Annotated in this window: 15 protein-coding genes; 12 read left to right on the top strand and 3 right to left on the bottom strand. The window is 65.0% G+C overall.

Translation table 11 applies throughout. The annotated features are described in order from the left end of the window. The first annotated feature begins 125 nt into the window (after positions 1-125). The 3 genes from gltB to DOM33_RS06405 all read left to right on the top strand — a co-directional run bounded on the left by gltB (position 126) and on the right by DOM33_RS06405 (position 6,415). The gene (gltB, locus tag DOM33_RS06415) at positions 126-4,577 is read left to right on the top strand and encodes a glutamate synthase large subunit (protein ID WP_110666864.1); all 4,452 of its coding nucleotides are present in this window, start codon (positions 126-128) and stop codon (positions 4,575-4,577) included. 65 nt (positions 4,578-4,642) lie between these two features. Further along, the gene (locus tag DOM33_RS06410; RefSeq protein WP_110666862.1) at positions 4,643-6,073 is read left to right on the top strand and encodes an FAD-dependent oxidoreductase; all 1,431 of its coding nucleotides are present in this window, start codon (positions 4,643-4,645) and stop codon (positions 6,071-6,073) included. Between the two features lie 102 nt (positions 6,074-6,175). Beyond that, positions 6,176-6,415, top strand: coding sequence for a hypothetical protein (locus DOM33_RS06405; RefSeq protein WP_162617918.1), 240 nt, complete (start codon positions 6,176-6,178; stop codon positions 6,413-6,415). 119 nt (positions 6,416-6,534) lie between these two features. Here DOM33_RS06405 and DOM33_RS06400 read toward each other — a convergent pair whose 3' ends face one another. After that, the gene (locus tag DOM33_RS06400; RefSeq protein ID WP_110666857.1) at positions 6,535-7,725 is read right to left on the bottom strand and encodes an NAD(P)/FAD-dependent oxidoreductase; all 1,191 of its coding nucleotides are present in this window, start codon (positions 7,723-7,725) and stop codon (positions 6,535-6,537) included. A 341-nt stretch (positions 7,726-8,066) separates the two neighbouring features. Between DOM33_RS06400 and DOM33_RS06395 the strand changes: the two genes are divergently transcribed. The 4 genes from DOM33_RS06395 to eno all read left to right on the top strand — a co-directional run bounded on the left by DOM33_RS06395 (position 8,067) and on the right by eno (position 13,502). Continuing rightward, complete coding sequence (locus DOM33_RS06395; RefSeq protein ID WP_110666855.1) at positions 8,067-9,377, top strand: solute carrier family 23 protein; 1,311 nt, start codon at positions 8,067-8,069, stop codon at positions 9,375-9,377. Positions 9,378-9,509: 132 nt separating this feature from the next. Next, positions 9,510-10,220: a gamma-glutamylcyclotransferase gene (locus DOM33_RS06390; RefSeq protein ID WP_110666853.1), complete on the top strand. Its 711-nt coding sequence runs from the start codon at positions 9,510-9,512 to the stop codon at positions 10,218-10,220. 129 nt (positions 10,221-10,349) lie between these two features. After that, positions 10,350-12,008: a CTP synthase gene (locus DOM33_RS06385; RefSeq protein ID WP_110666851.1), complete on the top strand. Its 1,659-nt coding sequence runs from the start codon at positions 10,350-10,352 to the stop codon at positions 12,006-12,008. A 201-nt stretch (positions 12,009-12,209) separates the two neighbouring features. Further along, complete coding sequence (gene eno, locus DOM33_RS06380; RefSeq protein WP_110666849.1) at positions 12,210-13,502, top strand: phosphopyruvate hydratase; 1,293 nt, start codon at positions 12,210-12,212, stop codon at positions 13,500-13,502. Positions 13,503-13,651: 149 nt separating this feature from the next. On the opposite strand, the gene fdxA is transcribed toward eno, so the two are convergent. Further along, positions 13,652-13,975 carry a ferredoxin FdxA gene (fdxA, locus tag DOM33_RS06375; RefSeq protein WP_110666847.1) on the bottom strand — a complete coding sequence of 108 codons (324 nt, stop codon included), beginning with the start codon at positions 13,973-13,975 and terminating at the stop codon, positions 13,652-13,654. 347 nt (positions 13,976-14,322) lie between these two features. Between fdxA and DOM33_RS06370 the strand changes: the two genes are divergently transcribed. Further along, the gene (locus DOM33_RS06370; RefSeq protein ID WP_110666845.1) at positions 14,323-14,775 is read left to right on the top strand and encodes a DUF1203 domain-containing protein; all 453 of its coding nucleotides are present in this window, start codon (positions 14,323-14,325) and stop codon (positions 14,773-14,775) included. Between the two features lie 13 nt (positions 14,776-14,788). Here the strand turns inward: DOM33_RS06370 and mutS are convergent, their stop codons facing one another. Then, the gene (mutS, locus tag DOM33_RS06365) at positions 14,789-17,371 is read right to left on the bottom strand and encodes a DNA mismatch repair protein MutS (RefSeq protein ID WP_110666843.1); all 2,583 of its coding nucleotides are present in this window, start codon (positions 17,369-17,371) and stop codon (positions 14,789-14,791) included. Positions 17,372-17,643: 272 nt separating this feature from the next. On the opposite strand from mutS, the gene DOM33_RS06360 reads away from it, so the two are divergent. The 4 genes from DOM33_RS06360 (at position 17,644) to DOM33_RS06345 (ending at position 20,288) form a co-directional block, all read left to right on the top strand. Beyond that, positions 17,644-17,844: a hypothetical protein gene (locus DOM33_RS06360; RefSeq protein WP_110666841.1), complete on the top strand. Its 201-nt coding sequence runs from the start codon at positions 17,644-17,646 to the stop codon at positions 17,842-17,844. Positions 17,845-17,924: 80 nt separating this feature from the next. Beyond that, positions 17,925-18,455, top strand: coding sequence for a CinA family protein (locus tag DOM33_RS06355; protein WP_239495276.1), 531 nt, complete (start codon positions 17,925-17,927; stop codon positions 18,453-18,455). Between the two features lie 280 nt (positions 18,456-18,735). Next, complete coding sequence (gene recA / locus DOM33_RS06350; protein WP_110666839.1) at positions 18,736-19,800, top strand: recombinase RecA; 1,065 nt, start codon at positions 18,736-18,738, stop codon at positions 19,798-19,800. 29 nt (positions 19,801-19,829) lie between these two features. Continuing rightward, a complete protein-coding gene (locus DOM33_RS06345; RefSeq protein WP_110666836.1) occupies positions 19,830-20,288 on the top strand; it encodes a regulatory protein RecX in 459 nt (152 codons plus the stop codon). The last annotated feature ends 250 nt before the right edge of the window (positions 20,289-20,538 follow it).

The raw sequence follows: 20,538 nt of genomic DNA, 5'->3' as shown, positions 1-20,538 counted from the left end.
AACGCCAGCGGTCGTTAGTCAGAATAATAAAAAACCCTCCAGTATATTTGTCGGAAAATCGAATGCAAGCCCCTCGGTTTCCGACCCGATTCTCGGTTTTTGAACAAGCTTTGTGAGGCACGCCCATGATGAGAGGTCTTCACCAGCCTGGGGAGTTCCGCGACAACTGCGGCTTCGGGTTGATTGCACACATGGAGGGGCAGGCTAGCCACGATCTGCTCGAGACGGCGATCGAATCGCTGACGTGCATGACGCATCGCGGCGGTATCGCCGCCGACGGCAAGACGGGCGACGGTTGCGGCCTGCTGCTGAAGATGCCGACGGCCTTCATGCGCGATGTCGCCCGCGAGGCGCTCGACGCCGAACTCGGCGAGCGCTTCGCGGTGGGCGTGGTGTTCTTTCCCGACGACGACGCGCTGGAAACCGAGGCGCGTAACGTTGTCGAGGCGGAGCTCGACGCCCGCGGACTCAGCGTGCGCGGCTGGCGCGACGTGCCCACCGACGCCAGCGTCTGCGGGCCGATGGCGCTGGACTGCCTGCCACGCATCCGTCAGGTCTTCGTCGAGGGCGACACCGAGCAGTCCGACGCCGAGTTCAACGTCCAGCTCTTCATGGCGCGCCGGCGGGCGGAGGAGAAGCTCAAGCGCGAGGAGAATTTCTACATCTGCTCGCTCTCCTCGAAGGTCGTCTCCTACAAGGGCTTGATGATGCCCGCGGATCTGCCGACCTTCTACAAGGATCTCGGTGACGAGCGTCTCGAGACGGCGATCTGCGTCTTCCATCAGCGCTTCTCGACCAATACCGCTCCGCGCTGGCCGCTGGCGCAGCCGTTTCGCTTCATGGCGCACAATGGCGAGATCAACACCATCGAGGCCAACCGCAGCTGGGCCAACGCGCGCAAGGCCAACTTCGTCAGCGAGCTTTTGCCGGACATCGATGGTCTCGAGGAGATCGTCAACACCAGCGGTTCCGACTCCTCGAGCATGGACAACATGCTCGAAGTGCTGCTGACCGGCGGCATGGAGCTCTACAACGCGGTGCGCATGATGGTCCCGCCGGCGTGGCAGAACGTCGAGACGATGGACGGCGATCTGCGTGCGTTCTATGAATACAACTCCATGCACATGGAGGCGTGGGACGGCCCTGCCGGCATCGTCATGACCGAAGGTCGTCATGCGGTCTGCATGCTCGATCGTAACGGTCTGCGTCCTGCGCGCTGGGTGATCACCGACAACGGCTACATTACCCTCTCCTCGGAAGTCGGCGTCTGGAACTACTCGCCCGAGTCGGTCGTCGCCAAGGGGCGGGTGGGGCCGGGACAGATTCTCGCCGTGGATACCGAAACCGGCGAGGTGCTGCACACCGACGACATCGACCAGCGGCTCAAGTCGCAGTATCCCTATCGTCGCTGGCTCAAGGATCACGCCCACTATCTGGAGTCCGCGCTCACCGAGCTGGCCCGTTTCCAGCCGATGGAGGCCGACGAGCTCGACGTCCACCAGAAGATGTTCTCGGTGACCAACGAGGAGCGCGACACCCTGCTGCGCCCGCTCGCCGAGAGCGGCCAGGAGGCGGTGGGCTCGATGGGCGACGATACCCCGATGGCGGTACTCTCGCGCCAGAACCGGCTGCTTACCGACTTCTTCCGCCAGAAGTTCGCCCAGGTCACCAACCCGCCGATCGACCCGCTGCGCGAAGCGATCGTGATGTCGCTGGAGACCTGCATGGGCGCCGAGCTCAACGTCTTCCAGGCGACCCCCGAGCACGCCAATCGGCTGATTCTGACCACGCCGGTGCTCTCACCGCGCAAGTTCACCACGCTACTGGCGCAGGACGATCCGGCGTTCGCCTCGCTACGCATGCCACTGCAGTACGACCCGGAGACGACCTCCCTCCAGCAAGCGCTCAAGGTGCTCTGCTTCGATGCCGAGCAGGCCGCCCGCGACGGCAAGGTGATCCTGGTGCTCTCGGATGCCGAGCTCGAGAAAGGCAAGCAGCCGATCCAGGCGCTGCTGGCAACCGGTGCGGTGCATCATCACTTGGCGAAGCTCGCGCTACGTCCGCGGGTCAACCTGGTGGTGGAGACCGGCTACGCCCGCGACGCCCACCAGATGGCCGTGTTCTTCGGCGTGGGGGCGACTGCCATCTACCCCTATCTCGCCTATCAGGTGATGGCGGACATGCACCGTACCGGCGAGCTCGTCGGCAACCCGGCGGATGCCCGCGAGAACTACCGCAAGGGGATGCAGAAGGGGCTTTTCAAGATTCTCTCCAAGATGGGGATCTCGCAGATCTCCTCCTACCGCGGCTCGCAGCTATTCGAAGCGGTGGGGCTGGGTGGCGAGGTGATGGCGATGTGCTTCGACGGCATGAAGTCGCGCATCGAAGGCGCCGGGTTCAGCGAGCTGCAAATGCAGCAAACGCTCGCCGCCCGCGATGCCTGGGTGCCGCGCAAGCCGATCAAGCAGGGCGGGCTGATCAAGTACGTCCACGGCCACGAGTTCCACGCCTACAATCCGGACGTCGTCATGCTGCTGCAGCGGGCGGTCCAGCAGGGCGACTATGAGAAGTGGAAAGCGTTCGCGCGGCTGGTCAATGAGCGCCCGGTCGCGGCCATTCGCGATCTGCTCACGCTCAAGCCGGCCCCCGAGCCGCTGTCGCTCGATGAGGTCGAACCGGTGGACGACCTGCTGCCGCGTTTCGACAGTGCCGGCATGTCGCTCGGCGCGCTCTCGCCGGAGGCCCACGAGGCGCTGGCGCAGGCGATGAACGAGACCGGCGGTCGTTCCAACTCCGGCGAGGGCGGCGAGGACCCGGTGCGCTACGGCACCATCCGCTCTTCCAAGATCAAGCAGATCGCCTCCGGGCGCTTCGGCGTGACGCCGGCCTACCTCGCCAACGCCGAGGTGCTGCAGATCAAGGTGGCCCAGGGCGCGAAGCCCGGCGAGGGCGGCCAGCTTCCCGGCGGCAAGGTCAACGAGACCATCGCCCGACTGCGCTACGCCGTCCCCGGGGTGACGCTGATCTCGCCGCCGCCGCACCACGACATCTACTCGATCGAGGACCTAGCGCAGCTGATCTTCGATCTCAAGCAGGTCAACCCGACCGCTCAGGTCTCGGTGAAACTGGTCTCCGAACCCGGTATCGGCACCATCGCCACCGGCGTTGCCAAGGCCTACGCCGATCTGATCACCGTCTCCGGCTACGACGGCGGCACCGCGGCGAGCCCGATCACCTCGATTCGCCACGCCGGTAGCCCTTGGGAGCTGGGCCTGCCGGAGGTGCACCAGGCGCTGCGCATCAACGGCCTGCGCGACAAGATTCGGCTGCAGACCGACGGGGGCCTGAAGACCGGGCTCGACGTGGTCAAGGCGGCGATCCTCGGCGCCGAGAGCTTTGGCTTCGGCACCGCGCCGATGGTCGCGCTGGGCTGCAAGTATCTGAAGATCTGCCATCTCAACAACTGCGCCACCGGCGTCGCCACCCAGCATCAGGAACTTCGCGACGAGCACTTCCGCGGCACTGTGGACATGGTCAAGCACTACTTCCGCTTCATCGCCGAGGAAGTGCGCGAGCTGATGGCACTGCTGGGGGTACGCACGCTCACCGACCTGATCGGGCGTACCGATCTGCTCGAACTGCTCGAGGGCCAGACCGCGGCCCAGCGCAAGCTGGATCTCACGCCGCTTCTGACCAACGACTTCGTGCCCGCCGAGGCGCCGCAGTTCTGCCAGGTCAGCCGCAACGAGCCCCACGACCCGGCGGCCAAGAACCAGGAAGTGTTCGATGCGCTGCTGCCGGCGATCGAGGCCAAGTCCGGCGGCGAGTTCAGCTTCACCATCACCAACTGCGACCGCTCGGTAGCCGCGCGCGTCTCCGGTGAGATCGCCAAGCGCTACGGCGAGGCGGGGCTCGAGGAGGCGCCGATCACCGCGCGCTTTACCGGCGTCGCCGGGCAGAGTTTCGGCGTCTGGAACGCCCGCGGCCTGCATCTCTATCTGGAGGGCGATGCCAACGACTACGTCGGCAAGGGCATGAACGGCGGTAAAGTGGTGGTGACGCCGCCGGCGGCGAGCCGCTTCAAGAGCCATGAGACGGCGATCATCGGCAACACCTGTCTCTACGGTGCCACCGGCGGCAAGCTGTTCGCCGCGGGCACCGCCGGCGAGCGCTTCGCCGTACGTAACTCCGGTACGCTGGCGGTGATCGAGGGTGCCGGCGATCACTGCTGCGAGTACATGACCGGCGGTCTCGTCTGCGTGCTCGGCGCCACCGGCATCAACTTCGGTGCGGGGATGACCGGCGGTTTCGCCTACGTGCTCGACGAGAGCCGTGATTTCGTCGACCGCTACAACCACGAGCTGGTCGAGATCCATCGCGTCAACACCGAGTCGATGGAGGCGTACCGTCGCTATCTGCGCGAGGTGATCACCGAGTACGTCGAGGAGACCGGCTCCGCTCGCGGCAAGGAGATCCTCGAGGACTTCTCCAACTTCATTCGCCACTTCTGGCTGGTGAAGCCCAAGGCCGCGAGCCTCAACGGCCTGTTGGATCAGTCGCGACGTCAGCCCGAATGAATCGGCGTCAGCCCGAACGCGTCACGGTGCCGGCCACAGCCGGCGCCGGAGTGAGGAGATAGACCATGGCAAATCGTCTCAACAACGACTTTCAGTTCATCGACGTGGGGCGCCACGATCCGCAGAAGAAGGACGCGCGCCGCCGTTCGAAAGAGTTCGCCGAGATCTACGAGCCGTTCAAGCCGGCCGAGGCGGCGAGTCAGGCGCATCGCTGCCTGCACTGCGGCAATCCGTACTGCGAGTGGAAATGCCCGGTCCACAACTATATTCCCAACTGGCTGAAGCTGGTGACCGAGGGCAACATTCTCGAAGCCGCCGAGATGTCGCACCGCACCAATTCGCTGCCGGAAGTCTGCGGTCGCGTCTGCCCGCAGGACCGGCTCTGCGAGGGTGACTGCACCCTCAACGACGGCTTCGGTGCGGTCACCATCGGCTCGATCGAGAAGTACATCACCGATACCGCCTTCGCCATGGGCTGGCGGCCCGACCTCTCCAAGGTGGTGATGACCGACAAGCGTGTGGCGATCGTCGGCGCCGGCCCGGCGGGGCTTGCCTGCGCCGATATCCTGGTGCGCAACGGCGTGACCCCGGTGGTCTTCGATCGCTACCCCGAGATCGGCGGTCTGCTGACCTTCGGTATCCCCGAGTTCAAGCTCGAAAAGCACGTCATGGAGCGACGTCGCTCGGTGTTCGAGGAGATGGGCGTCGAATTTCGACTGGGCGTCGAGATCGGTCGCGATACCACCTTCGAGCAGCTCGACGATGAGTTCGACGCGGTCTTTCTGGGCATGGGGACCTACAAGTACATGGTCGGCGGCTTCCCAGGGGAGGACGTCGAGGGCGTGCACAAGGCGCTCGATTTCCTCATCACCAACGCCAACCATACGCTGGGCTTCGAGAAGGACCCCGCCGACTACGTCTCCATGACCGGCAAGCGCGTGGTGGTGCTCGGTGGCGGCGACACGGCGATGGACTGCAATCGCACCTCGATCCGTCAGGGCGCGACCAGCGTGACCTGCGCCTATCGTCGCGACGAAGAGAACATGCCGGGCTCGCGCAAGGAGGTGACCAACGCGCGAGAAGAGGGCGTGGATTTCCTCTTCAATCGCCAGCCGGTGGCGATCGTCGGCGAGGAGAAGGTCGAAGGGGTCAAGCTCGTGCGAACGCGCATGGGCGAGCCGGACGAGAAGGGGCGTCGCAGCGCCGAGGTAGTGCCGGGCTCCGAAGAGGTGCTCGCCTGCGATGCGGTAATCATCGCCTTCGGCTTCCAGCCCAGCGAGATCGAGTGGTTCGACACGCATCAGATCGAGGTGGACGAGCGCGGCCGGGTGCTGGCACCGGAAATTCCCTCGCAGATGGAACGCTTCGCCTATCAGACCAGCAACGAGAAGGTGTTCGCCGGTGGCGACATGGTGCGCGGCTCCGATCTGGTGGTGACTGCAGTCTTCGAGGGTCGCCAGGCGGCCGAGGGCATTCTCGACTATCTCAAGGTCTGACAGGCGGGCGGTCGAGACCGGGACGATCGGCGGTAGTATCGCGCCGGTCGAATCTATACAGTGGCGCGCTTCATCCGCATCACGAGCACCGAGGAGATCGACATGATCAGGCTTGAACGCAGCATTCTGGACCAGGCGAACGGCTACATGCGGGCGCTGGAAGAACACGTGCTGGAAGGCAGCGACGATCGCGATCAAGTCATGGCGGATCTCTACCAGCTCAAGGCGCTCTACACGCTGCCCAAGACGCACGACAGTGGGATGTCGGAAGAGTGCCAGGGCATGCTCGAGGAGATCGAACGCCGGGCGGGCATCATTGCCTCGAAGCTCACGCTCGACTGAACCCGCCGGGCGTCGACGCCGATACCCAACGACGAGCGCGCCGGCATCACTGCCGGCGCGCTTTTTTGCGTCCTGGGTTCACCCGTGACGACGCGCTCCTGCGGTCGCTCACCGGGCACTCAGTCCCGGGGGATGCGCCCGACCAGCGTCGTTTCGTCCTGTGCCGAGGTATCGGCGAGCACCGCCCGGGCGTCGTCGAGCCTGTCGGCGTCGAGGTTGAGCAGCAGCACGCCTTTGACTCGTCCCTCTTCGAGGTAGTAGTAGACGCCAGCGTCACCGTCGGCGTCTTCGATGACGTCGAGGCGGCTATCCAGCGTGCCGACTGCCTTCCAGGCGAGATCGAAGACGTTGGAATAGAAGTAGGGCGTATGACCGTAGGTCTCGTCGCTGCCGGCCATGATATGTCCGACCGTGGCGCCCATCTGGTTGGCGTTGTCGACGTGTTCGGCGTGCCAGCGTCCCAGTATCGCATCCGGATAGGTGGCGACGTCGCCGGCGGCGAAGATCGCATCGTCAGCGGTCTTCAGCCGTTCGTCGACGACGATGCCGCCGTCGATTTCGAGGCCCGCGTTCTCGGCGAGCTCGACGCACGGCTTCACCCCGAGGCCGAACACGACAGCGTCGGCTTCCAGTCGGCTGCCGTCGTCGAGATCGAGCGTCACCTTGCCATCGGCCTCGCTGCCACTTTCGACCTTGCGTCCGCCGAGCAGCTCGACGCCGTGGTCGAGATAGGTCTGGTGGAAACGGTTGGCCAGCGAGGCGGGCAGCATGCCGCTCATGAGGACGGCTTGGGGATAGACGAGCGTGACGCGACAGCCATTCTGGATCAGCGCGGCGGCGAGTTCGGTGCCGATGTAGCTGCCGCCGACCACCACGACGTGAAGATTCTGCCCGGCGAGTTCGCGCAGGTAGTCGTAGTCCGCGACGGTGCGAAAGTAGCGCACCCGCTCGCTTTCGGCCATGTCGAGGCGTACCGGGGCGCCGCCGGTGGCGAGCAGCAGCTTGCCGTAGCCGACACTGTCGCCGGTCTCCAGGGTCACCGTCTTGGCCTTGCGGTCGATCTGGGTCACGCGAGCGTCGACGTGCAGCGTGGTATTGTCGTCATCGGCTTCCGGCTGCATCCAGATCTTGTCGTAGCCGAACTCCGGGTCGGTCCAGAGTTTCTTGGATAGCGCGGGACGTGTCACCGGGCCGTTGGGCTCTTCCCCGAGGATGCCGATGCTGCCCTCGCGGTCATGCTCGCGAATGCCGGCGACGGCGTTGGCGGCGACCATGCCGGCGCCGACGATGAGGTAGTCATAGCGTTGCATAACGTCTCCCTGTAATTGCGTTACGCGGGCCTGAAAGCCGATACGTTGAGTGGCCGTTTTGCAGGCCGGCGCCGCGCCTTCCCGGTGCGACCGCGCGACCCTTTCACGCGTTCCAGCGTAGTTCAGCGTGGCGCGGTGTGCCTCGGCCGGCTCACCCCTGGCGCCTGCCGGGAGTGGGCGTGGGGTCGCTGCCCGGGTAGAATGCGCCCTGAATCGCACCCGCTGTCATCACACTTGCTGTCATCACACTTGCTGTCATCACACTTGCTGTCGCCTGACGTCGCCGCTACCTCGAACTCGGGGTGGGCGCTGTCGGCGCGCGCCCAACACGGAGCTTTCCGATGTCCTCCTGGTTTCCCCAATGGCGACGCGTGAGTCCCAGCCGCGACGGCCTGGTCGCCCCCGACGAGCGGCTGTCGGCGACTCAGACGCTGCTGATGGGTGTTCAACACGCCGTTGCGATGTTCGGCTCCACCGTACTGGCGCCGCTGCTGATGGGTTTCGATCCCAACCTGGCGATCCTGATGTCGGGTATCGGCACCTTGTTGTTCTTCGTCATCGTCGGCGGGCGGGTCCCCAGCTATCTCGGCTCGAGCTTCGCCTTCATCGGTGTGGTGATCGCCGCCTCCGGCTACGCCGGCAGCGGGGCCAATCCGAATATCGGTCTGGCGCTCGGCGGCATCATCGTCTGCGGAGCGATCTACGCCCTCGTCGGCCTCGTCGTGATGGCACTGGGGACGCGCTGGATCGAGGTGCTGCTGCCGCCGGTGGTCACCGGGGCGATCGTGATGACCATCGGTCTCAACCTGGCGCCGGTCGCGGTGTCGAGCGTCGCTGACTCCGGCTTCGATGCCGCCATGGCGCTGGCGACGATCCTGTGTATCGGGCTCGCGGCGGTTCTCACCCGCGGCATGCTGCAGCGGCTTCTGATCCTGGTGGGACTGGTCGCGGCCTATGCGCTCTACGCGATTCTGACCAACGGGTTGGGGCTGGGACCGGCGATCGATTTCACCCCGGTGGCCGAGTCGGCGTGGCTGGGACTGCCGACGTTCAGCGCACCGACTTTCACCTGGCACGCCTCGATTCTGATCGCCCCGGTGGCGGTGATTCTGGTGGCCGAGAACCTGGGCCATATCAAAGCGGTGGGGGCGATGACAGGGCGCAATCTCGACCCCTACATCGGGCGGGCGTTTCTCGGCGACGGCGTCGCGACGATGGTGTCGGGCTCGGCCGGCGGGACCGGCGTCACCACCTACGCCGAGAACATCGGGGTGATGGCGGTGACTCGCGTCTACTCGACACTGATCTTCGTCGCTGCGGCGGCTTTCGCCATTCTGCTCGGCTTCTCGCCGCGCTTCGGCGCGCTAATCCAGACCATTCCCGGGCCGGTGCTGGCGGGGGCGTCGATCGTCGTGTTCGGCCTGATCGCCGTGGCCGGTGCCCGGATCTGGATCCAGAACCAGGTCGATCTCGGCGACAACACCAATCTGATCGTGGCGGCGGTGACGCTGGTGCTGGGCGCGGGGAATTTCTCCATCGACTTTGGCGGTTTCACGCTCGACGGCATCGGCACGGCGACCTGCGGGGCCATCCTGCTTCATCTGCTGCTGCGGCGCGGGGCGCGCTCGAGCCGTACGGACGAGACGTCGTGACGCGCGGACGAAACGTCGTGACGGCGATGTGGCAGTGGTTTCCTTGCGTCGACGTTCAGTCCCGTTACGCTGACACCTTCCCTGGCGCGTCGACGGCGCGCCCGTATCGATCTCCTCCGGTGGGAAACGCACATGAGTGATCCGCAACACAGCGCCGATGCCGGCGAGAAATCGATTCCGATGACCCGCGAGGTGCTGGAGCAGGATCTGATCCGTCGTCACTTCGAGCAGGCCTATCCCGACGTCGAACTGGTCAGCGAGGCGGCGCTTGCGCAGTCGATTCGGCACATCCTGGAGACGATGCCGAGCGAGGCCCACGAGACCGACGGCGTCTATCTGTTCGCCTACGGCTCGTTGATCTGGAACCCTTGCGTGGAGGTCGCCGAGCGTCACACCTGCCGGCTTTACGGCTACCATCGCGATTTCTGCCTCAAGCTCGAGCACGGTCGCGGCACGCCGGACTATCCCGGTTTGATGCTGGCGCTGGCCCCGGGCGGCTCCTCCCAAGGCGTGGCGCTGCGCGTGCCCGCCCGCGATCTCGAGCGCGAACTGCTGCTGGTGTGGCGCCGTGAGATGCTCACCGGTGCCTATCGGCCGCGCTGGGTGCGGCTGGTCAGCGATGCGGGCCCGCTCTGGAGTGTCGCCTTCGTCGTCAACCCGCAGGGCGAGCGCTATATTGGTCGCCAGTCGGACGAGACCGTCATCGAACTGCTCAGTACCGGTCGCGGCGTGCTGGGTAGCTGTCGCGAGTATCTGGACAACACGGTGGGGGATCTGGCGGCGCTGGGAATCCGCGACAAACGCCTGGAGAGCCTGCAGCGAGCGGTTCACGCAAGGGCTTGAGACAAGAGGCCCGCGGTACGCAGCGCTGAAGCAAATTGAGCGCTCGGGACGTCTCTGGTAATCTGACGTCCCATCCTGGCTCGACTTTCTCCCCCCGAGCCTTTACGACCACGATTCGACAGGTTTTCCATGACACGATATATCTTCGTGACCGGCGGCGTTGTGTCCTCTCTCGGCAAGGGCATCGCGTCGGCTTCGCTGGCGGCCATTCTCGAGGCCCGCGGCCTCAAGGTCACCATTCTCAAGCTGGATCCGTACATCAACGTCGATCCGGGGACCATGAGTCCGTTCCAGCACGGCGAAGTGTTCGTCACCGAGGATGGCGCGGAGACCGATCTTGATCTGGGTCACTACGAGCGCTTCATCCGCACCAAGATGACCCAGGGCAACAACTTCACCACCGGCCGCGTCTACGAGCACGTGCTCAGAAAGGAGCGTCGCGGCGACTATCTCGGCGGCACGGTGCAGGTGATCCCGCACATCACCGACGAGATCAAGCATCGTGTGATCAAGGGGGGAGAGGGGTACGACGTGGCGCTGGTGGAGATCGGCGGGACCGTCGGCGACATCGAATCGCTGCCGTTTCTCGAGTCGATCCGCCAGCTGCGCAGCGAAGTCGGCGCCAGCCGGGCGCTGTTCATGCATCTGACGCTCGTGCCCTACATCAAGACCGCCGGCGAGACCAAGACCAAGCCGACCCAGCACAGCGTCAAGGAGCTGCGCTCGATCGGGATCCAGCCGGACATCCTGATCTGTCGTAGCGAGGTCGAGCTCGAGGAGAGCGAGCGGCGCAAGATCGCGCTGTTCACCAACGTCGAGGAGCGCGCGGTCATCCCGCTGCAGGATGCCGATACCATCTACCGCATTCCGCTGATGCTCCACGAGCACGGCCTCGACGAGATCGTCTGCGACAAGTTCCGGCTCGAAGCGCCGCAGGCGGATCTCGCCGAGTGGATTCACGTGCTCGACGCCAAGCTCAACCCGCTCAAGACGATCAACATCGCCATGGTCGGCAAGTACATGGAGCTGCTCGACGCCTACAAATCGCTCAACGAGGCGCTGATCCACGCCGGCATCCAGACCCGGGTGAAGGTCAACGTCGAATACGTCGACTCCGAGCTGATCGAGCGCCAGGGCGTCGAGCGTCTCGCCGGCAAGGACGCCATCCTGGTGCCCGGCGGGTTCGGCGAGCGCGGCGTGGAGGGCAAGATCGCCACCGCCCGCTTCGCGCGTGAGAACGACATTCCCTATCTGGGAATTTGTCTGGGCATGCAGGTGGCAGTGATCGAGTTCGCTCGTCACATGGCCGGGTGGGAAGACGCCAACTCCACCGAGTTCACCCGCGACACCCAGCATCCGGTGGTCGGTCTGATCACCGAGTGGATCAATCCCGAAGGGCAGATCGAGCTGCGCGACGAGGCCTCCGATCTCGGCGGCACCATGCGTCTCGGCGGCCAGGAGTGCCGGCTCAAGCCGGACTCCAAGGCGCGCGAGATCTACGGTCTCGACACCATCACCGAGCGTCACCGCCACCGCTTCGAAGTGAACAACCAGTTCGTCGGCGAGCTCGAGGCCGCCGGCCTGATCATCTCCGGCAAGAGTGGCGATCAGTCGCTGGTGGAGATGATCGAGCTGGCCGACCACCCCTGGTTCGTGGCGTGCCAGTTCCACCCGGAGTTCACCTCCACCCCTAGGGACGGCCACCCGCTCTTCACCGGCTTCGTCAACGCCGCGGTGGAGCACAAGGCCCAGCGGCAGCGCCATCACGGCCATAGCCACCAGGAGTGACGATAAGCGGGGGATGAAGCGATTCATCCCCCGCTTGCGTTGCGGACGATGGACCTCGATGGTGCCGATTGGCTAAGCTCGAACCCTTTCGACAGTATCGCGATTCTGCACCCGGGCCCGGCTCGCCGAACGTCCGGGCTGCGACATGCCGGGCGTGACCCCGCTACGGCGTTGAGTGACCCTCTGACAGGACGATGTGACATGGCTGAGATCGTAGATATTCGTGGCCTCGAAGTGCTCGATTCCCGAGGCAATCCGACAGTGCAGGCCAAGGTGACGCTGGCCGGCGGGATCGAGGCCAGCGCGTGTGCCCCGAGCGGCGCCTCGACCGGCTCGCGGGAAGCGCTGGAGCTGCGCGACGGCGACAAGTCGCGCTATCTGGGCAAGGGTGTGCTCAAGGCGGTCGAGGCGGTCAACGGCCAGATCCGCGATCAGCTCATGGGAATGGACGCCAGCGATCAGCGTGCGCTGGATGACGCCATGCTCGCCCTCGACGGTAGCGACAACAAGGCGAACCTGGGTGCCAACGCGATCCTCGCCGTTTCGCTGGCTGCCGCCAAGGCCGCCGCCATCGCCAAGGGCGTGCCGCTCTATGCGCACATCGCCGAACTCTACGGTCAGCCGGGCCAGTACCTGATGCCGGTGCCGATGATGAACATCCTCAATGGCGGCGAGCATGCGGACAACAACGTCGACATTCAGGAGTTCATGATCCAGCCCGTCGGCGCGCCGAACTTCCGCGAAGCGCTGCGCACCGGTGCCGAGATCTTTCATGCCCTGAAGAAGGTGCTCTCGGCCAAGGGGCTTTCGACGTCGGTCGGCGACGAAGGCGGCTTCGCGCCCAACCTCTCCTCCAACGCCGAGGCGCTGGCGGTGATCAAGCAGGCGGTGGACGACGCCGGCTACACCCTGGGCAAGGATGTCACCCTGGCGCTCGACTGTGCCTCCAGCGAGTTCTACAAGGACGGCGTCTACGACCTCGCCGGCGAAGGCAAGCAGTACGACGCGGCGGGCTTCACCGACTACCTCGCCGATCTTTGCGATCAGTATCCGATCGTCTCGGTCGAAGACGGCATGGACGAGTCCGACTGGGCAGGCTGGAAGGCGCTGACCGACAAGATCGGCGACAAGGTACAGCTGGTCGGCGACGATCTCTTCGTCACCAACACGCGGATTCTCAAGCGGGGTATCGACGAGAAGATCGGCAACTCCATCCTAATCAAGTTCAACCAGATCGGCTCGCTCTCCGAGACCTTGGATGCGATCAAGATGGCCCACGATGCCGGCTTCACCGCGGTCATCTCGCACCGTTCCGGCGAGACCGAGGACACCACCATCGCCGATCTCGCCGTGGGTACCTCCGCGGGCCAGATCAAGACCGGCTCGCTCTGCCGCTCCGATCGCGTCGCCAAGTACAACCGGTTGCTGGTGATTGAAGACGAGCTGGGCGGTAAGGCGGCCTATCCCGGGCGCACTGCGATCAAGGGGCAGTAATCGCCGGTCGAGCGGCAAACCGATCGCTGGAATAGTCGACCCCTGGGATAGTCGATCGATAGAGAAGTCGACGCAGACGAAGAAGGCCGCTCATCGAGCGGCCTTCTTGCGTTCTTTAGCAGCAAGCGTCCGATTTGCGTAATAGCCAATCAGCGTTCGAGCAGTTCGATCTTGCCGGACTTGCCGTCCCACTCCTTGGCATCCTCGGGCGGATCCTTCTGCTCGGTGATGTTCGGCCACACCTCGGAGAGCTCGGCGTTCAATTCGATGAAGTGCTGCTGGCCGTCCGGGAGCTCGTCCTCGGAGAAGATCGCTTCGGGGGGACACTCCGGCTCGCAGAGCGCGCAGTCGATGCACTCGTCCGGATGGATGACGAGGAAGTTGGGTCCCTCGTAGAAACAGTCGACCGGGCAGACTTCGACGCAGTCGGTGTATTTGCACTTGATGCAGTTTTCGGTGACGACGAACGTCATGGATCTTCTCTCCTTTACGGGGCCGAGCGGCTGGGTCTAGCACGTCTCGTCCGGGCGCGTCGCGGTACGGTCATCGGCGGAGTGTAGTGATGATAAGAGCGAGCCGGGGCGCCGGGCTACTGCCCATCCTCGGCTCACTCTCCGTGTCTCTTTGATAGTCACCGCGCATCGCGGCGCCGCCGGGGTCCAACAATGGCGACATATTCTAGGCGTGGCGCGCCAATAGCGGCAAGCCGGGCGAGGGAACGTCTCGCTATGGTGTTATAGCTCGGTTGCCGGAAACGGCCGGAAATCCGCGTACGGCGAGCGCAGACTCTTCATCGACTACTCAAGAAGAAGGCGTGCTCATGTCCTTTCGTTTCGTCGGGCTCGATGCGCAATCGATCGATTTCGATCATCTCGCGGGTCGCGGTCTCGCGACACGCGTCACTGTGACGCCGGAGGCGAACCTGCCCTGTCGAGCGACGCTGAACGATGCCGAGCCGGGGAGTCCGGTCTGGCTGGTGCATTTTCGGCATCATGCGGTGGCTTCACCCTACCGCGCCGGCGGGCCGATCTTCATCGCAGAGGGCGCGACCCGCGGCGTCTACCGGCATGGCGAGGTGCCGCCGTCGCTGGCCAAACGCGCACTGGCGCTGAGAGCCTACGACGTCACCGGCTTTCTGATCGCCGCGACGCTCAGCCACGGCAGTGACGTCGAGACGGCGATCGAGACCCTGCTCGAGGACGAGCGCATCGACTACCTGCACGTTCACTACGCCGCGCCCGGCTGCTTCGCCTGCCGCGTCGAGCGGGAGTGACGGCGCGTTTGACCTATCGGGCGTCCATCTCCTTGAGGCGGTAGAGCAGATCCAGCGCCGCCCGCGGCGTGAGCGAGTCGACGTCGAGCGTCTCCAGCGTTTCCAGCGCCGGGTGCGGGGTGGCAGCGAAAAGATCCGTCTGCTGCGGCGCCTGGGTCGCGCTCGGCCGCGCCTCCAGCGTCGCTGTCGGCTGCTCGAGGCTCGAGAGTTTCTCGCGCGCCCGGGCAATCACGTTTTGCGGCACGCCGGCGAGCTGGGCGACCTGCAGGCCGTAGCTCTGACTCGCAGGACCCTCTTCCACCCGGTGCATGAAGACGATGCCGTCGCCGTGCTCGGCGGCGGTGAGGTGGACGTTGGCGACCCGCTTCTCGTGATCGGCAAGCGCCGTCATCTCGAAGTAGTGGGTCGCAAAGAGGGTGAACGCACGCTGCGCCGCGAGATGCTCGGCGCTGGCCCAGGCCAGCGACAGGCCGTCGAAAGTGCTGGTGCCGCGGCCGATCTCGTCCATCAGCACCAGGCTCTCGGCGGTGGCGTTGTGAAGGATGCTGGCGGTTTCGGTCATCTCCACCATGAAGGTGGAGCGACCGCCGGCGAGATCGTCGCTGGAACCGATTCGGGTGAAGATGCGGTCGATGGGGCCGATCTCGACCCGTTCGGCGGGAACGAAGGCGCCGGTGTGCGCCATCAGCGCGATCAGTGCCGCCTGACGCATGTAGGTCGACTTACCCCCCATGTTGGGGCCGGTGATCACCAGCATGCGGCAGTCATCGTCGAGGACCAGGTCATTGGGCACGAAGGGGTGCTGGCTGACGTGTTCGACCACCGGATGCCGCCCGCCGAGAATGCGGATGCCCGGCATGTCGAGAAGCTCGGGGCGCACGAAGTCCAGCGCCTGGGCGCGTTCGGCGAAGGCGCACAGCACGTCGAGGGCAGCGAGGGCGCGACCGGTGGCTTGTAGCGCGTCGAGTTCGGCGTTGAGCGTGTCGATCAGGCTTTCGTAGAGCAGCTTCTCCCGCGCCAGGGCGCGTGACTTGGCGGAGAGCGCCTTGTCTTCGAACTCCTTGAGTTCGGGAATGATGAAGCGCTCGGCGTTCTTCAGCGTCTGGCGACGAATGTAGTCCGCCGGGACCTCGCGCGCCTGCGCCCGGGGAATTTCGATGAAATAACCGTGGACCCGGTTGTAGCCGACCTTGAGCCCGGCAAGGCCAGTGCGCTCGCGCTCCCGCGTCTCGAGCTGGACCAGGTAGTCGCCGGCGTGCTCGGCGAGGCCGCGATACTCGTCGAGCTCGTCGTCGAAGCCCTCTTTCACCACGCCGCCGTCGCGCAGGACGACAGGAGGATTGTCGACGATCGCGCGGGCAAGCGTGTCGGCGAGTTCGGGGTAGGGCTCGACGTGGCGTGCCAGATCATCCAGGGCGCTGGCACCTTCGATCCGCGCCAGGTCGTTCTGAAGCGTCGGCAGTACCGCCAGGGCGTCGCGCAGCCGCGCGAGATCCCGCGGGCGGGCGCTGCGCAGCGCGACGCGGGCGAGGATGCGCTCGACGTCGCCGACGACGTTCAGCGATTCGCGCAGCAGCGCGTGGTCGTCGTTTTCCATCAGCAGCTGCACGGCGGCCTGCCGCGCGCCGATCTGGGCGTGGTCGCGCAGCGGACGGTTCAGCCAGCGTTTGAGCAGGCGCGAGCCCATCGGCGTAACGCTGACGTCGAGTACGCTCGCCAGGGTGTTGTCGCTAGTGCCGCCGAGGTTGATGTCGATCTCGAGGTTGCGGCGGCTGGCGGCATCGATCACCACGGCGTCGTCGCGGCTCTCGACACCGAGCGCCGTGACGTGGGGCAGGCGCGAGCGCTGGGTGTCGCGAGCGTAGTCGATCAGTACGCCGGCGGCGACGATGGCGGTCTCGAGATGCGTGCAGCCGAAGCCGCGCAGGTCGGCGACGCCGAACTGATCGCACAGCAGCCGCTGGGCGGTCTCGAGATCGAAATGCCAGTCGCTCTGGCGACGCAGGCCGCTACGCTCGGCGAGAGCGATGGGCAGGCTGAGGCTCTCGGCGGCGAGCACCTCGGCGGGCTGCAGACGGTGGATCTCGGCCATCAGGTCGGCCTCGGTATCCACTTCCAGCACGTTGAAGCGCCCGCTGGAGAGCTCGAGCCCGGCGATGCCCCAGCGCTCGCCATGGCGATGCAGCGCAATCAACAGGTTGTCGCGGCGCTCGTCGAGCAGGGCTTCGTCATGCAGCGTGCCGGGAGTGACGATACGCACGACGCGGCGCTCCACCGGCCCCTTGGAGGTCGCCGGGTCGCCGATCTGTTCGCAGATCGCCACCGACTCACCCGACTTCACCAGCCGCGCGAGATAGTTCTCGGCGCTATGGTAGGGCACGCCGGCCATGGGAATTGGCGTCCCGGCGGACTGGCCGCGGGCGGTCAGGGTGATGTCGAGCAGCTTGGCGGCACGCTTGGCGTCGTCGAAGAAGAGCTCATAGAAATCGCCCATGCGATAGAAGAGCAGCACGTCGGGATGTTCGCGCTTGATCTTGAGAAACTGCGCCATCATCGGCGTGTGCTGGGAAGACTTGCTGGCGGCCGCGTCCTGCATGGCGTGTCGCTTCGCTCCGTGGGTAGCTTGGCAGGCGAGGCGGGAGCGAGGATGATGCACGAAAGACGCAGCGCTGGCGCTGGTAATGGCGCTCCTCGATCCCGGCGAATTGGGGAAGCGGCAAGGGTACCACGCAGCCATCGCGTCGACATCCGACAGGCCGTTCGGTACGTGCCGTTCAGGCGCTTCATGCGTGCGGGTCTAGTGATTTCAGCCGGGGCGATCGCGACGAAGCCGTTACAGTAGGTGAAATCGGCATCGAGGAATCGTTCATGGCCCGGCTGGTGCTCAACCACCTCAGTGAATCGGCCTACCGCCAGCTAGTGCTCGCCGCGGATCGTCGCAACGTCAACGTCAGTGAACTCGCGGTGATTCTGCTCGAGATTGCGGTCGCCCAGCTGGCAGCGGAGGAGGCGGCCCGACACTCGCCGCCCTCTCCGGGGTCGGCATCTTCCCCCGACCCGAAGGACTGAGGTCGCAAGCGTCCGGGTTGAGAAATACGCGGCGCCTTCCATACTGGATATCGAAATCCGTCTCGAGCGCACCCGCTGTCATGCCCATGCCCGCTGCATTCGTTGCTCCCATCGATATCGACCGTACCCAGGATTCGCTGACGCGCACGCTGGCCGAGCGCTGTCTCGCCGCCGGTGTCCAGATTACCGCCGCCGAGTCCTGCACGGGGGGCGGCGTGGCATCGGCCATTACCGCAGTTGCCGGTAGCTCGGCCTATTTCGAAACCGGCTACGTCACCTACGCCAACGCCGCCAAGACTCGCCTGCTCGGGGTACGGGAGACGACGCTTGCGACGTATGGGGCAGTGAGCGAACGGACCGTTTGCGAAATGGTCGCCGGGGCGTGTCGCGACAGTGGCGCGGCGCTCGGCGTCGCCATCAGCGGCGTCGCGGGCCCGGGTGGCGGTAGTGCCGACAAACCGGTGGGTACCGTCTGGATCGCCTGGGGCGACGATCAGGCGCAGTGCGCGCACTGTTACCGCTTCGACGGTGATCGAGCCGCGGTACGCGAGCAGGCCGTAATGGTGGCGCTAGCCGGTCTGGTCGACTGGCTGGCGGCCACGCCGTGGTAAAACGAATGCCAGGCAGCGCGGAGCTCGCCGGATAGACAAACGGGATCTCGAGCTTGGCCCGGCTCAGCTAAAATAGCCGGCACGGGGATAGTCTCGCCGGCATTTTTTCGCCATAATACTGGGTAGCCATACAGTATTCGAAACTTCGAAGCTTACTGTTCGAAACTTAGTATTCGAAATCCAGTATTCGAAACCCAGGGCTCGCAACCGGTTCGGCCGTCTCGCGTGACGGACACCGCCACCCCGGCGCTCTCACTCAGTGCACTCTTAGGAGACCTTCATGGCAAAGGACGAAAACCGCAGCAAGGCTCTCAACGCGGCTTTGTCACAGATCGACCGCCAATTCGGCAAGGGTACCGTGATGCGTCTGGGTGATACCCCGCGTACCGCGATACCGGTGGTATCCACGGGGTCGCTGGGGCTGGACATCGCCCTCGGCGTGGGAGGACTGCCGTTCGGCCGTGTGGTCGAAATCTTCGGGCCGGAATCTTCGGGCAAGACGACGTTGACGCTTTCGGTCATCGCTCAGGCGCAGAAGGATGGCAAGACCTGCGCCTTCGTCGACGCGGAGCACGCCCTCGACCCGAGCTACGCCGAAAAGCTGGGTGTCGATCTCGACGAGCTGCTGGTCTCGCAGCCGGACACCGGCGAGCAGGCGCTGGAGATCTGCGACATGCTGGTTCGCTCCGGTGGCGTCGACGTGATCATCATCGACTCCGTGGCGGCACTGACGCCGCGTGCCGAGATCGAAGGCGAAATGGGTGACTCCCACGTCGGCCTGCAGGCCCGCCTCATGTCTCAGGCGCTGCGCAAGATCACCGGCAACATCAAGAACGCCAACTGCATGGTGGTGTTCATCAACCAGATTCGCATGAAGATCGGCGTGATGTTCGGCAGCCCCGAAACCACGACTGGCGGTAATGCGCTCAAGTTCTACTCCAGCGTACGCCTCGACATTCGCCGCATCGGCTCGGTCAAGCAGGGTGACGAGGTCACCGGCAACGAGACCCGCGTCAAGGTGGTCAAGAACAAGGTGGCGCCGCCGTTTCGGCAGTCCGAGTTCCAGATCCTCTACGGCAAGGGCATCTACCATGCCGGCGAGGTCATCGATCTTGGCGTTCAGTGCAGCCTGATCGACAAGGCGGGCGCCTGGTACAGCTACAAGGGCAGCAAGATCGGCCAGGGCAAGGCCAACGCCGCTCAGTATCTCGAAGAGCATCCCGAGATCATGAAGGAGATCGAGGATCAGATTCGGGCGCAGCTGCTTGCCACACCGGTGGTCAAGGGGGAAGAGAAGGCCGAAGAGACCGCTTCTGCCGAAGACGACAGCGACGCTCTGATCTGATCTGATCGCAACCCGTCAGTGATCGTGTGATGACCGATACCCCTGAAACGTCGCCGCGAGACATGGCGATTCAGTACTTGGCCCGGCGAGAATACTCCCGGGCCGAACTCGTTCAGCGCCTGCAGTCGAAGGGGGTCGCCGAGGAGGCGATCTACCCGGCGCTGGATACGTTGGCCGAGGACGGCTTGCAGTCGGATGCGCGTTTTGCCGAGGTCTTCGTGCGTTCGCGACTCGTGCGCGGGCAAGGGCCCAATCGCATTCGCGCCGACATTCGACAGCGCGGCATCGACGACGCGCTCACCGCACTGGCCTTCGAAGCCGAGGCGCCGGATTGGCACGCGCTCGCCGCGCAGGCGCTCGCCAAGCGCTTCGACGAGCCGGGCTCACTACCCCGTGAGCGTGCCAAGCGAGAGCGATTTCTCGCCGGCCGCGGGTTCGAATTCGATCAGGTGCGCCACGCCATGCAGCACGCCTGGGACGACCTCTGAGCGCGTTGAGTTCGCTTTTCGCTGCACTCGCGCGCTCCAGTTGGCGTCTCCGGCTTTCCCGCCTCACGGCTTCTTTCGATCACCCTAGGCGAGCGCTTCGCCACCCTCGACTTCGGCCACCCGCGCTGGTGTCGTGCTGAGTTCGGCTTTTCAAACCCTCGACCGTTCTTCTCGACGCCGCCGAACCGGCAGTGCGAACCGGTGCACCGCTCGCAAGATCGTGTCGGAACGTGACGATTGGCGGCACCCA

The organism is Salinicola halophilus (assembly GCF_003206155.1).
Taxonomy (GTDB): Bacteria; Pseudomonadota; Gammaproteobacteria; order Pseudomonadales; family Halomonadaceae; genus Salinicola; species Salinicola halophilus.
The sequence above is the reverse complement of the archived record's forward strand: the minus strand, read 5'-3'. Positions and strand labels throughout refer to the sequence as shown.

Bases quoted from the DNA above. Each gene is read 5' to 3' on its own strand.
- fdxA (WP_110666847.1), bottom strand. From the start codon at position 13,975: ATGACGTTCGTCGTCACCGAAAACTGCATCAAGTGCAAATACACCGAC.
- DOM33_RS06400 (WP_110666857.1), bottom strand. From the start codon at position 7,725: ATGCAACGCTATGACTACCTCATCGTCGGCGCCGGCATGGTCGCCGCC.
- DOM33_RS06390 (WP_110666853.1), top strand. From the start codon at position 9,510: ATGAGTGATCCGCAACACAGCGCCGATGCCGGCGAGAAATCGATTCCG.
- gltB (WP_110666864.1), top strand. From the start codon at position 126: ATGATGAGAGGTCTTCACCAGCCTGGGGAGTTCCGCGACAACTGCGGC.
- DOM33_RS06360 (WP_110666841.1), top strand. From the start codon at position 17,644: ATGGCCCGGCTGGTGCTCAACCACCTCAGTGAATCGGCCTACCGCCAG.
- DOM33_RS06345 (WP_110666836.1), top strand. From the start codon at position 19,830: ATGACCGATACCCCTGAAACGTCGCCGCGAGACATGGCGATTCAGTAC.
- DOM33_RS06385 (WP_110666851.1), top strand. From the start codon at position 10,350: ATGACACGATATATCTTCGTGACCGGCGGCGTTGTGTCCTCTCTCGGC.
- DOM33_RS06355 (WP_239495276.1), top strand. From the start codon at position 17,925: ATGCCCATGCCCGCTGCATTCGTTGCTCCCATCGATATCGACCGTACC.
- mutS (WP_110666843.1), bottom strand. From the start codon at position 17,371: ATGCAGGACGCGGCCGCCAGCAAGTCTTCCCAGCACACGCCGATGATG.
- DOM33_RS06405 (WP_162617918.1), top strand. From the start codon at position 6,176: ATGATCAGGCTTGAACGCAGCATTCTGGACCAGGCGAACGGCTACATG.
- recA (WP_110666839.1), top strand. From the start codon at position 18,736: ATGGCAAAGGACGAAAACCGCAGCAAGGCTCTCAACGCGGCTTTGTCA.
- eno (WP_110666849.1), top strand. From the start codon at position 12,210: ATGGCTGAGATCGTAGATATTCGTGGCCTCGAAGTGCTCGATTCCCGA.
- DOM33_RS06410 (WP_110666862.1), top strand. From the start codon at position 4,643: ATGGCAAATCGTCTCAACAACGACTTTCAGTTCATCGACGTGGGGCGC.
- DOM33_RS06370 (WP_110666845.1), top strand. From the start codon at position 14,323: ATGTCCTTTCGTTTCGTCGGGCTCGATGCGCAATCGATCGATTTCGAT.
- DOM33_RS06395 (WP_110666855.1), top strand. From the start codon at position 8,067: ATGTCCTCCTGGTTTCCCCAATGGCGACGCGTGAGTCCCAGCCGCGAC.